Origin of the sequence: Mesomycoplasma ovipneumoniae, assembly GCF_035918255.1 — a bacterium.
GTDB classification, from domain to species: domain Bacteria; phylum Bacillota_I; class Bacilli_A; order Mycoplasmatales; family Metamycoplasmataceae; genus Mesomycoplasma; species Mesomycoplasma ovipneumoniae_A.
In genome coordinates this window covers 412,080-426,092 of the sequence record NZ_CP142136.1, presented here as the reverse complement: position 1 = coordinate 426,092, position 14,013 = coordinate 412,080, and the positions used below count along the sequence as shown (strand labels likewise).

At 28.2% G+C, this 14,013-nt stretch carries 12 protein-coding genes; 9 read left to right on the top strand and 3 right to left on the bottom strand.

Annotated features, from left to right (window positions below; genetic code table 4):
• Positions 1 to 784: 784 nt before the first annotated feature.
• From U3G01_RS01630 to U3G01_RS01600, 7 genes are all read left to right on the top strand, one after another.
• Positions 785 to 1,453: a 3-keto-L-gulonate-6-phosphate decarboxylase UlaD gene (locus tag U3G01_RS01630; protein WP_069097442.1), complete on the top strand. Its 669-nt coding sequence runs from the start codon at positions 785 to 787 to the stop codon at positions 1,451 to 1,453.
• The gene (locus tag U3G01_RS01625) at positions 1,428 to 2,324 is read left to right on the top strand and encodes an L-ribulose-5-phosphate 3-epimerase (protein ID WP_255030977.1); all 897 of its coding nucleotides are present in this window, start codon (positions 1,428 to 1,430) and stop codon (positions 2,322 to 2,324) included. Before U3G01_RS01630 ends, U3G01_RS01625 begins: the two co-directional genes overlap by 26 nt.
• On the top strand, positions 2,308 to 3,030 hold the full coding sequence (locus tag U3G01_RS01620) for an L-ribulose-5-phosphate 4-epimerase (protein ID WP_255030975.1): 723 nt from the start codon (positions 2,308 to 2,310) through the stop codon (positions 3,028 to 3,030). Before U3G01_RS01625 ends, U3G01_RS01620 begins: the two co-directional genes overlap by 17 nt.
• Complete coding sequence (locus U3G01_RS01615) at positions 3,014 to 3,892, top strand: HAD family hydrolase (protein WP_255030972.1); 879 nt, start codon at positions 3,014 to 3,016, stop codon at positions 3,890 to 3,892. The genes U3G01_RS01620 and U3G01_RS01615 overlap by 17 nt, the downstream gene beginning before the upstream one ends.
• Entirely contained in the window at positions 3,885 to 4,409 is a 525-nt protein-coding gene (locus U3G01_RS01610) for an MPN499 family protein (protein ID WP_069097448.1), read from the top strand. The genes U3G01_RS01615 and U3G01_RS01610 overlap by 8 nt, the downstream gene beginning before the upstream one ends.
• Positions 4,410 to 4,508: 99 nt before the next feature.
• Complete coding sequence (locus tag U3G01_RS01605; RefSeq protein ID WP_255030970.1) at positions 4,509 to 6,059, top strand: hypothetical protein; 1,551 nt, start codon at positions 4,509 to 4,511, stop codon at positions 6,057 to 6,059.
• A 5-nt stretch (positions 6,060 to 6,064) separates the two neighbouring features.
• Complete coding sequence (locus U3G01_RS01600) at positions 6,065 to 7,291, top strand: YbhB/YbcL family Raf kinase inhibitor-like protein (protein ID WP_255030968.1); 1,227 nt, start codon at positions 6,065 to 6,067, stop codon at positions 7,289 to 7,291.
• A 134-nt stretch (positions 7,292 to 7,425) separates the two neighbouring features.
• Here U3G01_RS01600 and U3G01_RS01595 read toward each other — a convergent pair whose 3' ends face one another.
• From U3G01_RS01595 to U3G01_RS01585, 3 genes are all read right to left on the bottom strand, one after another.
• A complete protein-coding gene (locus U3G01_RS01595; protein WP_326564828.1) occupies positions 7,426 to 8,607 on the bottom strand; it encodes an IS3 family transposase in 1,182 nt (393 codons plus the stop codon).
• 629 nt (positions 8,608 to 9,236) lie between these two features.
• Positions 9,237 to 10,352, bottom strand: a complete 1,116-nt coding sequence (gene mnmA / locus U3G01_RS01590) for a tRNA 2-thiouridine(34) synthase MnmA (RefSeq protein WP_255030452.1) — start codon at positions 10,350 to 10,352, stop codon at positions 9,237 to 9,239.
• A gap of 17 nt (positions 10,353 to 10,369) precedes the next feature.
• Positions 10,370 to 11,242 (bottom strand): MAGa3780 family membrane protein, encoded by an 873-nt coding sequence (locus tag U3G01_RS01585; protein WP_255030453.1) that lies wholly within the window; start codon positions 11,240 to 11,242, stop codon positions 10,370 to 10,372.
• Between the two features lie 410 nt (positions 11,243 to 11,652).
• Here U3G01_RS01585 and U3G01_RS01580 point away from each other — a divergent pair, with 410 nt between their 5' ends.
• The gene (locus U3G01_RS01580; protein WP_258841389.1) at positions 11,653 to 11,970 is read left to right on the top strand and encodes a DUF3899 domain-containing protein; all 318 of its coding nucleotides are present in this window, start codon (positions 11,653 to 11,655) and stop codon (positions 11,968 to 11,970) included.
• 154 nt (positions 11,971 to 12,124) lie between these two features.
• Entirely contained in the window at positions 12,125 to 14,002 is a 1,878-nt protein-coding gene (locus U3G01_RS01575) for an Mhp366/Mhp367 family surface (lipo)protein (RefSeq protein ID WP_255030459.1), read from the top strand.
• Positions 14,003 to 14,013: the final 11 nt, after the last annotated feature.

Here is a 14,013-nt window from a genome sequence, read left to right as displayed (position 1 = left end):
CTTTTGCAAAAAAAAAAAAAAAATGCTTGGTGTAAAATAAAATTATGTTATAATAAAACTCACTTAAGAATAAATTAATAAATTTTGATATTGAATTAGGGGGGCTTGATTATGTTTTTTGCGCAATAAACTCAGATAATGCCATTTTTTCCATTATGGCTTTAAATATAATGGAATGCCTTAAATTTAACCGTTTAGAAATCTACAAATTTAAGGCTTTTAATTATTGTTCTTTCAAAACTTCATATGTTTTTTTAGGCTCAATGTAAATAAAATGAGTTTTCTATTTGCATTGAGTTTAAATAGTAGTTGTATTTTTTTATGATTTTTGTTGTTTATTCATCAATTGATTTTTGCCAGTGTTTTTAAGCTAAAAAAGTAGTTTAAAAATTTCATAATTTTGCTTTTTAAGTCAAAATTTTAGCTTTTTTAGTTTGCCTTATTTGATTAATAAGTAGATTTTTCATTCGTGATGGTTAGATTTAAAATTCAGTGTTTTTGAGTTGATAGTTATTTTTTCTGAGTTTGCCAAAAAAGTTAAAAAAGCGCCCAAAACTAATAAACTAGGACACTTTTTTAAGGTATCTCATCAAACTGGGGAACTCGTGAAATTAGTTTAAAAAAATACTTTAGCCAAAAAACTAATTAGCATTTTTAATGATTAATAAAAAAATGATCTAATATTCAAAAATTTAAATCATGACCGATAATTTTGCCAAAAATGATCTAAAAATCCTAAAAAATTGTATAATTTATATATAAATTTATAAGGAAAGGAACAAACATGGCACTCCCACTTTTACAAATTGCACTCGATAATCAAACTATCGAAGAAGCAATATTAGCTGCTAAAAAAGCAGAAAAATATATTGATGTTATCGAAGTTGGAACAATTTTACTAGCTGCTGAAGGTAAAAAAGCTATTTCTGAACTTCGGAAAAGTTTTCCCGATAAAATAATTGTAGCTGACGGTAAAATAGCTGATGCCGGGAAAGTTTTTGGAAAAATGTTCTTTGAATCAGGGGCTGATTTTACAACTGCAATTTGCGCAGCTGAAACTCCGACAATTAAAGATTTAGTTGATCTTTCGCACGTTTATTCTGAAAAAAATGGAAAAAGTACTGAAATTCAAGTTGAAATGACAAATAATTTTACTTGAGATCAAGTTCAAGACTGAAAAAAAGTTGGAGTGCCACAAGTAGTTTGGCATCGAGCTAGGGATTCACAAGCAGCAGGGGTTAAATGAGCCCAAAAAGATATTGATATTGTAAAAAAACTCGCTGATTTAGGCTTTAAAGTTACAATCACTGGCGGAGTTGAAGTTGAGGATATTAAATTATTTAAAGATATCCCAATTTACATTTTTATTGCCGGCCGTTCAATTCGTGATGCTGAAAATCCTGAAGAAAAAGCAAAGGAATTTAAGGATGAATTTAAAAAATACTGACATTAATTTTCCTTTAGGAATTTACGAAAAAGCAATTGATAAACGTTTGACTTTTGTCGATAAAATTAAAGTGGCAAAAAAAGCCGGATTTAATTTTATCGAAATGTCTGTTGATGAAAGCGATGAATTTGCTGCTCGTCTTGATTTTTCTAAAAATCAAATTAAAGAAATTCGTGATGCTTTATATGAAAATGATTTTTATATAAATTCAATGTGTTTGTCTTTACACCGAAAATTTCCTTTTGGCGCAAAAGATGAAAATGTCCGCCAGAAAGCGCTTGAAATTATGGAAAAAGCGCTAATTTTATCTAAAAATCTCGGAATTAGAATTATTCAACTTGCTGCATATGATATTTATTATGAGCAACCTCATCCTGATTCTGAGATTTTTTTCATTGAGACAATGAAAAAAATTGTTAAATTAGCAAAAAAATACAGCATCACAATCGCTTTTGAATCAATGGATACAAAATTTGCCGGAACAATCTCAAGACTGCTTTATCTTCAAAAACAAATTGGCTCAGGTGTGCTTTTATACCCGGATTTAGGTAATTTATCCCGTTTTTCTAATGATTTAGAAGCAGAAATCAAACTAGGAAAATCAGAAATTATCGCCTTTCATTTCAAAGATACTCTCCCTGGAATTTTTAAAAATCTTGAATTCGGACAAGGCGATGTGGATTTTGTTTCTGCTTTTAGCTACATTTTAAAAGCACAAATTAGTGTGCCTTTTGTAATTGAAATGTGGCACAAAGAAGAAAATTTTGACCAAAGTTTGCCACTTTCTGATAATTTGGCAAAACAAAGCCAAATTATCGCAAAAGCACGTGATTTTTTTATAGAAAATTTAAGGATTGCTTATGAAAATCAAAGATAGAGACGAACTAATTTTACTACAAAAGCAAGTTTTAGAAGCAAATCTTTTATTATATAATTCAAAATTAGCACTTCATACTTGAGGAAATGTCTCAGCAATAAGTTCAGATCGATCTTATTATGTCATTAAACCTAGTGGAATTTCCTATGAAAAAATGAAATATTCAGATATGGTTCCAGTTGATCTTGAAAACAATGTTCTTGAGACAAATTTAAACCCATCAAGCGACACGCCAACTCATTCACTTCTTTATAAAGCCGACCCAAGAATTAAGGCTATTGTGCATACCCATTCTCCTTTTGCGGTTGCTTGAGCCCAAGCAGGCAAAGAAATCCCTGCCCTTGGAACAACGCATGCTGATAATTTTTATGGTTCAATTCCCTGCACTAATTCCTTAAGTGATGAGCAAATTAATGGTCAATACGAACATAACACTGGCGTTGTTATAGTTGATCATTTCAAAAAAAATAATCTCGATTTTATAGCCACTCCTGCTGTTTTAGTCAAAGAACACGGGCCTTTTTGCTGATCTAATAAATCTGCTGACGACGCTGTTAAATTAGCAATGACTTTTGAAGAAGTTGCCAAAATGGCTCTTTATACAAAAATAATAAACCCTGATCAAAGTCAAGCTAATTTAACACTACAAAAAAAACACTATAACCGAAAGCATGGTAAAAACGCATATTATGGACAAAAAGACTAATGAAATTAAAGTTATTTTAAAAGATATTGATAATTTTATTTTTGATCTTGACGGAACATTGCTAAAATCTGATCACGAAATTAGCCCAAAATCTGTTGAAGCAATAAAAAAGTTACGTGAAAAAAATAAAAAAATAATTTTTTGTTCAGGTCGCCCTTGATATTTTATAAAAAAATATTATTTTGCACTAAAGCCTGATTTTCCGATAATAAGTTGCAATGGTTCATTAATTTATGATTACAAAAAGGAAAATGTTGTTTTTAGCAAGGTTTTCTCTGGAGATCAAGTCTCACAAATTTTTCAAATTTTAGCCCAAAACCAAGTATTTTTCTTAATTTACACAACTAAAAATATGCTTGCTTTTAGCCAAAAAGATACAACTTGCCCTTGATTTGATTATCTTAAAAATCAAAATGAAATTTTTTCAGAAGCCGAACAGTTACCGCTAAAATTTTATGACTATCAAAGTTTGAATGATGATCAAATTTTCAATCTTGATGTAGTAAAATTTTTACTTATAAAACGTGATAGCGATCCTGTCCTTTTTGAGAAAGCCATTAGTCAACTTCAAAATGTTGAACAAATTTATCTAGTTCAATCCCAATCATCGGTAATTGATATTATGATTTCTGGCTCAAATAAAGGTCAAGGACTTAAATTTCTAAAAGAAAATTATCATTTAGATCTCAAAAGAAGTTTAGCTTTTGGTGATGCTCGAAACGATATTTCTATGTTTGAACAAGTTAAATTAGCAATTGCAATGGGTCAAGCTAGTCAAGAAGTCCAAGATAAAGCTAATTTGGTTACCGACTCAAATGACAATGATGGAATAGCAAACTTTTTTGAAAAATATTATGAATAATTTGCGTCAAAAAATTTCTAATTTTAATAAAGTTAAAGTCAACCATCTATCAGATGGATATTGACTTGTTCCTAGTTTTTTCAAGATTTTTTCGCCAAAATTAACTGGATATGTTATAAAAAAAGCAAAAACTCTTGAAGAACTTGTTAATTTTAATGATTTTCAAAAAAAAGAAATAATTTTTAATTTTAACGGTGATCATAATTTTTATAATTTCAATATCCTAATGAAATTACGCCAAATTGATTTTCGTCTTGATATAAAAGCTGTTTTAAAAAAACCAGATGATGCTATTTTTATCTTTTTTCCTGTCCAAAATTGCAAAATAGTTTTAGACAAACAATCACTGAAGCTAATTTACGACGGAATTATCCCATTTTTTTCAAAAGAATACTATTCAAATTTAGCTTTTTATCAGCGCGAAAATTCCGCAAAACTACAAAATAATGATGTGTTTAGGGGATTTTTTTGAAGGCGCAATGGTTTTGAAGAAATTTATGTAAAAAGTGACTCATAAATTGAAAAATATGGTATCATTTTACAAATGTGAAAAAACTAAAAGAATAATCTTTGGTTCTTTTAGTTTTTTATTTAAGGCTTAGAAGTAGGTGTAAAAATGAAATGAAAATTTAAAAAATCTTTGGCTTTAGTTCCTTTGTCTTTCCCGCTTATTGTTGTTTCATGCATCGAAAATCAAGGCTCAGATGTTAAAAATTTTTCAAATAGCGTTAGCCCAGAAAAATATAATTTATTAACCGAAATTTTGAATGTGCCCCTGTCAATTGAAACTCAAGAAATTGCAAATACTGCCCTTGCGGATGTAATTCACGCATTTAGCTCAAGGTTAGATTTTCAAAATTTTATTCAAAATGAACCTGATGATGTAATTAAAAAGAAACTGGAAAAACTTGCTAAAACTCCTAATTTTCCTGAAATTGTTAAAAAATATTATCAAGGCACCTCTTATTTAACAGCTTCTGAATTTTTACAACGATGAAAACAATCGCAAGAAAAATACTTAAAATCCACAGATTTTAAGGTATATCCTGAATTTTTACCCGAAAATTTTGGATCAGGTATTGCTGTAAATAATTTGGAATTAAGAGAAGAATATTTATACTATAAAATAGTCAAAGAGCTTGCTAAACTAATTGTCAAAATGAACAAAGAGGAAAAAGCTAAATCCCAAAACCAGCAAGCTCAAGAAAATTCAGGCCAAAAAGATCAAAACAAAACACAAGAAGATGAGCAAATTGTAATCGGGCCTGCAACGATTGAATTCATCCTTAACGGGATAGAAGCAGCAACCAGACAACCTGTTTCAAATTTGTTTTGATGAAATTATAATTATAAAATCTTGGATACACTTAGTAAAATTATCGAAAATAATTTAAAAACTAATTTGGATCTTCCGATTCTTAATGATAAAGATTACCAAAAAAAAGTAGAACTAACTGAGAAATTAGAAAAATATTCAATAACAGCAAAAGATGGCCGAAAATATAAAGTTCAACCGCGTGCTTTTTTTCTTAATGACCAAAAAACTCATGTAGATGAGTCAACTAATACAATAAAAGATGCAATTTATCGTATTTATTGAATAATTGACCAAAATCCTGATACTCCTGAGGCTGAAAGTCAATCTGAAAATCAAAGTCAAAGTCAAAATGAACCTAAATCTACAAGCCAAAAAAACCTGATAGATCAAAAACCAAGCCTTTTTTCACAAAATTCATCCCAAAAAGTCGCAACTTTCCAACAAAATTCGCCTTTGCCAGTTCAAGGTCCTCCAACTAGAGAAGAAGCAGAAGCGCAACAAATTGGTATGATTCATGATTTTGATAAATATAAATTAACTGACAAAATCCAAAAATATCCTTTTACAAATTCTAATAATTTCCATCGAGGCGGACTTTATAGTGCAAGTTTACCGCAGCTTGAAGATGAAATTAAAAAACAAGACCCTAAAAATCCAAAAATATTTTACGTTGAGAGACGAATAAATATTAGTGGTTTTCTTAAAAGTGGTAACCTTTTGCCTTTCCAACCTATTGATCTTGAGCAAAATTTAAAAAAACTGTCCCTACCAGACAAATATGCCCAATATTATAATCAAAGAAATAAAAATTTTATAATAGTTAATCCAAAAAATATTGATAAAGACTAAAAAATATGATAAAAATTTATATTCCTGACGTTAAAAACGGCGTTTTAGACACCCAATTTGGTAATGGTAATTTAGGTAAAAAATACCCTAATTCGGTAAGTTTTCCTATAAAATGAGACAAAGTTAAAGGCGCAAAATCATATGCCCTTACTTTAATTGACTATGAAGCAACTGCTGAATTAGGTTTTGTTTTTATTCATTGAGTTGCGGCCAATATTAAAAAAAACAAGCTAAAATGAGATGATTCTTTTTCGCGACAAGATAAAATGTATCAATTTGAAAATTCAATGACCCGCCATGCAAATAATTATTTGCTTGATTCATTTTATCGACCTCATCCAGATGGAGTTTATTTTGGACCACTGCCGCCAGCTCAAGATCATAACTATCGACTTGAAGTTTTTGCCCTTGATATTGACAATATAATTCCAGAAGATTTGAAAAATAAACCTTTATTTTACGATGATTTTCTTGATTTAATTAAAAATCACGTTATTGACTTTGGAATTACTTCGTTTTTATACCGTTCACATGGAAAAGTTGAAAATAATTTACTTGTAAAAAAACAGATTTCCAAAAGTGAATTAAATGCACCGTTGCCCAAAGAGCAAGAAAATTTTTTTCTTGATTTTTTACCGATAAATTTTAGCTCATCAGCACTAATTGCCAGAGAAAATGATTATCATCTTTTAGATATTGAATTTTTAGGCAAACAAGGAGCTAGTCCATTTTTTAGTGCTCGTAATTTTGACATTGAAATTTATTCTGATTCTGATAAAATTAAAGAATATGTAATAATGGTAACTAGTTTTGCCGAAAATTTCTCGCTTGGCGTTGGGCTAAATGTCTGAAATCGGGTTGGAATTATCAAACAAACTAATGAATATAAAACTATTTTAAATGCTGGAAAAAATAGTTTTGATCTTTTTGATAGTGAAATTCCTGTTTATAATAGTTTTGGTTCCTTTTGCGCTGATTCAATTGCTAAAAAAATTAATTTAGATTCTTCAGAAAAATTTGAATTTATTAAGGCAAAATACGGCGTTATTTATCTTCCTGGTCTTACAAATGGCCAAGGAAAATATCAACTTGAAATTTTTGGTCTTGATCAAGTAATTGACTGAAGTCAAATTGCGCGAAATTTAACTAAACCTTTGACATCATTTGAGGTTCTTAGCGCAATAAAAGGAAAAGTTATTGGTTATAATCGTACTTTTTTTAAATTAATTTAATTTTTTTAGACTAAATAATCAATTTTTTCCTGAGTTTCCTAGTTTGATGGCAAAAATTAACTTTTTAGCGAATATAAATATTAAAAAATACCCGTAAATAAACTAGGACAAAAAAAATTAACAGTTTAATATTATTATAACATCATAGCATATTGCTGTGGTGTTTTTCAATTTAAAATCGATTGAATTCTATCGTTGTTGTATCAAAATATATAATCTGCAATTATTTTTTTCAGATCTTCAAAAGTTATTTTACTGTAGTTTAACTCGTTTAAGCATTCACTTTTTATAATCGAAAATCAGTATTCAGCCTCCCTATTATCCAAAGAATTTCCTATGCGAGACAATGAAACAGTTCCTCCCATTTTATTTATTTTGTCAATATAGGTTTTTGAAGTGTATTGAAATCCATGGTCTGAATGAATAACAAAATTTTTATCAATAGACCTAAATGTCTTTATATTATCCATAACTAAATTAAGATCATTGCTTACAGATAATTTAAAATCTCTGATTTTTTTAGTTTTATGCTCAATTATTACAGACAAAAATACATGGTTTTCCTTAACATCTCTGGGAGCTTTTATATATGTAATATCAGTAGCAAAAATATTTCTATTTAATTTATCATTGTAATCGCGTTTAACAATATCCGGCAGTGCGAATTTGGTGTTCTTAATTTCGCTCTTTCTTCTTTTTTTCCTAATTTTGCATACTAAATTCAATCTTTTTAAATGTCTTCCAAGACTTCGAGCGTTAATGTCAATATTATATTTCATAGAAATATAAGCACTCAACCTTATGCGACCATATCTACCTTTGTTATCAAGAAAGGATTTTTTAATTATTGCATCATTTTTGTGTTCCCTTACTTTTATAACTTTAGTTTTAGATTTTGCCACTGATTGTCTGCATACATTAAAAATTTTTGCAGATTTGCTATAGGGAATACTTAGCGTTTTGGCTTCACTAATTTTTCCTGATTTTAATTTATTTTTATTGATTTCGTAATATCTCTTAGCTATTACTATTAATTCTTCTTTTGTAAATTCGTTTCAATCAGGTTCAATTGGTTTTTTAGGTTTTTTGCCACTCCCTGGCTTTCTGTTCGCACCTTTTTTATCTAATAATTGATCTTGCATACCATTATTATAATACCGAATAATTTTTTTGATTCTTCGAAGTAGTTGTGTTCTGGTTATAAAATTTGTTTCTGGCGAAATATCATTTATATAATTTATTGTTTTTTTTAATCCAAATTCATTGTAAATTTTATAAATCATATCAAACTCGTCTTTTTTAAAGTGTCTTGACATTAGTATTCTCCTTTTTATCGCATTTGAAAATTTAAAAAAAGCTAACACTTTGGGTGTTAGCTTTCTCCTTAAACTCGAACAAAAAAGCCAACACCTTAGTGTTAATTTTTTTTGTCCTAGTTTAAAATCCGGGTTTTTTTACGCTAAAATCTTAATTTTTATTTTTTTGAAATTAACCTATTGCAAAAAAAAAAAAAAAAATGTTTGGTCTAAAATAAAATTGTGTTATAATTAGCTTCACTAAGAATAAATTAATAAATTTTGATATTGAATTAAGGGGGAATTAGTTATGTTTTTGTCATAAAAAAATCTGAAAATACGAATTATCCATTATATTTTTAAATAATGGAATGCCTTAAATTTAACCGTTTAGAAATCTATAAATTTATGGCTTTTAATTATTGTTCTTTCAAAACTTCATATATTTTTTTAGGCTCGCTGTAAATAAAAACGAGTTTTCTATTTGCATTGAGTTTAAATAGTAGTTGTATTTTTTTATGATTTTTGTCAGTTTTTTAACTAAAAAAGTAGTTTAAATATTTTATAATTTTGCTTTTTTAGTTAAAAGAGTGTGAAAAACCAGACACTTTTTTAAGATTATCTCATCAAACTGGAAAACTCGGGATTTCTTAACTTAAATAATCAAGTTTTTTGTCATCACGGAAAATAAGTGATATTTCACCAGCTAAAACAACTTGATCTTGAGAATAAATCACAACTTGTTGGCCAGGCGTTACTGCAGTATAATTTTGATAATAAACATAAAAAGAATTTTGGTCAATTATTTTAATATTAACCTCGACAAATTCTTGACGGTAGCGAAATTTGGCTTTTAAATTTTCGAGTGGAAAATTTTCTGTCAAAAAATTAGCATTAATTGCTAAAAGCTGGTTTGATTCAAGTCAAATTTTTTGACTTGATGGAGCCACATACAAAATTTTTTCTTGAAGATTGTGACCAACAACAAAATAAGGTTCATTCATTCCGCTTAGGCCAAAACCTTTTCGCTGACCAATTGTAAAATACATAATTCCAATATGTTTTCCGATAATTTCATTTGTGTAAATATCGACAATTGGGCCAGGTTGAGCAGGAATATAATTTTGGAGAAAATCAGTAAATTTTCGCTCACCAATGAAGCAAATTCCGGTTGAGTCTTTTTTTGTTGCATTCATTAGCTCTAAATTTTTGGCAATTTCTCTAACCTCAGTTTTTAAATAATCACCAAGCGGGAAAATTGTTTTTTTTAGCTGATCTTTTGAAAGTTGTCCTAAAAAATAGGTTTGATCCTTATTTTTGTCTTTAGGAGTAAATAATTTTCCGTTTTTTGTTTTTGCATAGTGACCCATTGCAATAAAATCGGCTTGATGAACATTAATTGCATAATCAAGAAAATGTTTGAATTTTATGTTTTTGTTACACAAAATGTCAGGATTTGGAGTTAAACCGGATTTGTATTTTTGAATTAGATCGCTAAAAACTTCGTCTCAATATTGTTTTACAAAATCGACACGGAAAATTGGCAAATTTAGTTGCTCTGCCACTTTTTTTGCATCGTGCCAATCTTGTTCTTGAGGGCAAATATGATTGTCACCTAAATTTTTCTGACCTAAAAAATCATTGTTAAGGTCAGAATCTCAATTTCTCATAAAGACACAAATAACTTCATGTCCTTGTTTTTTTAGAAGGTATGCACTAACTGCAGAATCAACGCCGCCTGAAAGACCAACAACAATTTTAGCCACTTTTTAACAAATTACTCCTAATTTTTTGGTTTGGATACTCAAAAAAATGCTTTTAAACGATTAGAAATCGATTTTATTTCTCGAGTTAAACGCCAATTTGTTGCTTTAATTCCAAAAATATTAATATAAAAAAGCGAAATCATATATGGAAGAAAAACAACCGAAGAAGCCATTAACAAGTTTAACAAAATTACGATTGATTGGTTATTTCCTGAATAAAAAAATGGGTGTAAAAAATTTATAAATGGATAAATAGTTAAACCTGTGTAAAAAAATACCATATTTTTTATCTCTTGAGCTCCGACTTTTTTAATTTCGGGCGCAACTCATTGTCTAAGTGTGAAAAAATACAAAAGCACACAAAAAATATAATAACAAACTGAATAAATAACTCCAAAACCTAAACCTAATTTGCTAACCGAAAACTGTTTTCGATACCAAAAAAGTACAAATATTGCAAACACTGGATGAAAAAAATGGACAGTTGATGTTGTTGCCAAAACTGATCAAGTCATATTTAAATTTCAAGCCAATACAGTCCAAAAAACGATTAAAACAATCGTTAAAATTACTGTAAAAACAAATAAAATTTGAAATTTGCGTTGAGTTGCATTAAGGACAAAAGTAAATAAGGTAATTCCATAAATTAAGTTTGACTGGTAAGTTAAGTAAAAAAAGGCGCTAAAATTTTGAAAATAATTAGTAAAACTTATAAAATAATATTTGTCAAGAACAAATTCTCTACGGTTTTCAATCATTGAATATGCAATTAGCGAAATTGTAATTGAAAGAATAAGTAAAGAAAAAATCAACGAAATCTTTCGTTCTTTTTTTCAATTGGAAAAATGGTCGAATTTTGACGCTAAGTAAGTATCGTTATTTTCTATCATGGGTGAATAATATATAAAATTATATTATAATTAATAAAAAATAGTTAAAAGTTTTTATAATTTTTTAGTATATTATGAAATTATAAAATTTGTTATTGTTTAAATTAAAAATGTATAAAATATAAAATTTTATCTAGCATTTTCTAAAAGACTGACTGCTAAAACCAAAATGATTGAGTCGTTCTAATAAACCATGGCAAAAAAATAATTTATCTATTAACCGTTTAAAAATAAAAAAATCAATTTTTAGTATATAATATATTTAAAATTATTTTACATTAATTCAACGGTTTATTATGAAGTTTATTTTCTCGTTTTTTTTCAGCGCTATTTTCAGACGGCAAATCCAGAAACGTTCAATTTTGGCTTTGATTCTTTGAGCCTTATTTTTAGCTGCCATTGGTTTTGTCATGGCCTTTGTTCAAAAAAAAGTTTGATATGACATAGTTTCAATTTTGGGACTTTTATCAATTTCAATTTCAGTTCTTGCAACGGTGTTAAGGCTTGGTTTATTTAGTAGTTTTTCAGTTTCCTACCATAAATGGCGAATTCAATCCCAAAATAGGATGTTGGAAAAACGAGGATTTAAACCTGTTAGTCCAAAAATTGATTATAATTTTGTTAAGCAAAAACAAAAAGAACTATCTATTCTGCCAATTTTTCTGGGATTTGTTGTTGGTTTTGTGCTTTTAATTATCAGTTTACCGTTTCTAATTATTAACTCTTAAAAACTTAAAATATTTTTTAATCATTTTTAACTAAATATTGAATAATCTTGCCTTTAGCATCAAATATAGTAATATTTATTTTTTGAATATTTTTTTTGGTATAATTTATATATTATAAAATTAATTATCAGAAAAGGAGAAGGGTGGTTTAGTTATGAAATCTAAATTTTTCAAATCTTTAGCTCCTTTGCTTTTTGTTAATTTTTTTATAGTTTCATGCGCTAATGTTATACCTTTGCAGCATAGAAAAAATAATGATGAAAGTGCTAAAAATCAAGTCATTACTGAAAAAAATGACTCAAAAAATCAAATTTTACCAAAATTAGGAACTCCAAACAATGATTTGGTGCAAATTGATGAAAATTTGAGCCTAATTGGAAATATCAAAACTATAAATGATTTAAATAATGATTTGTCATTAACCAATGAAAATAATAATGATGTCGTTGAAAATTCTGCTCCTAAAAATAATCATAATTTAGCAAATTCATCAATATCAACAATTCAAAACCCGTTTTTAGATAAAGCTCAAATTGAAAATTTGAATCTTTTTTCTTTAAAATCTTTAGTCAAATCAAATCAACCAAAGCCAAAGCCTAAACCAAAACCTGAGCCCAAAATTGAACCTAAACTTGAGCCTATACTTGAACAAAATCCGGTGGTAAGATCAGAAATAAACCAAGTTGTTGAAGATTTACCTATTAAAAAAATACCGATAATAAATGATAAGTTAGATATTTCGAAACTAAGTGATTATGACAACAAGTCCGCACAACAAATCGGATTTGATTTAAATTATAGAGTTCCAGCTAATACTTTTTCATATCAACCTTTTGTCATAAAATCAAATGTGATAAAACAAGAAAATGACAATCATTTTCTTGGCGAAAAAAATGAAAACTTGAATATTTATCTACTTGATAAAATAAATACAGGTAGTGTTTCTGAAAACGAAAATGTAAAGCAAACTAATTTCGGTTACTTAAATCCTCGTTTCCGATGAAACTATTTTAAACCAGATTATTTTGGTTTTAGATCACTTGACTACTCAGATCAAAGATACAAAGATATTTTCCAGAGAAATGTAAGATTTTCAACCGGAACAGCTATATTGCTTGATTCTCACGAAGGTGAAAGTGCTTTTTTAACAAATCATCATGTTCTATATATTAGACAAAAGCCATTTTGAGAAACAATGGCCTTTCCTTTGATGCGTTTTTATTATAATGATAAGGTTAACAGTCTTGGTTCTTTAGCTAGTTCTGGAATATTAAGTTTATTTTGAATAAAAGCTGAATATGATAGACAAGTTCAAGAGTTAAGGGCAAGACATGATCCAATTCCAAGAAGCCAGTTAATTTATATTGACCCAATTACGCAAGAAAAATTAACCAAATTTAACATTGATTTGCACAAAAGATATTTTAGAGAAGAAAAAAATTTTAACAATTTTGGCAAAGATGTAGCAATATTTTACTTTAACCATGCTAAATTTAGAGATGATATTCAAGATCTATTCAATTTTTACCAAAAACATAAAGAATGACTTTTATCATCATTTCGTTATTCAAATGGCGAAACTATTGAAAACGATATCACTAGATTTGATAGTCAATTTAAAATATTTTCTAATTTCTGAGATCATGTTCAACAGTTTCCACCGCTAAAAATTAGTGAAAAATCATGAAAAGACGGCGAAATTGACTATACAACTAAAATTGGTGGCTTTTGACCTCAGTTTGCATTTTCAAAAAATATGTTTAAAGGCGTTTATATTAAAAACGGTGCCCCTAATTTTTTTGTAACAAACGGACCTGGGGCTTCTGGTTCTGGTGTTTATAACACAAACGGCGAATTAATTTTCATGAATCAATTGATTACCGTAACAAAAAATCAAAAAAGTCTTTACTATGATCAAAACAATTTAACATCGCATATGACTACAGGAATTTTATTCCGCAATGATAAAATCGATTTAGTATCAGAAATTAAAAAATTTTATTATAATAAAAATAAAAATTTAAAAAAATAGGAAGCATGTAT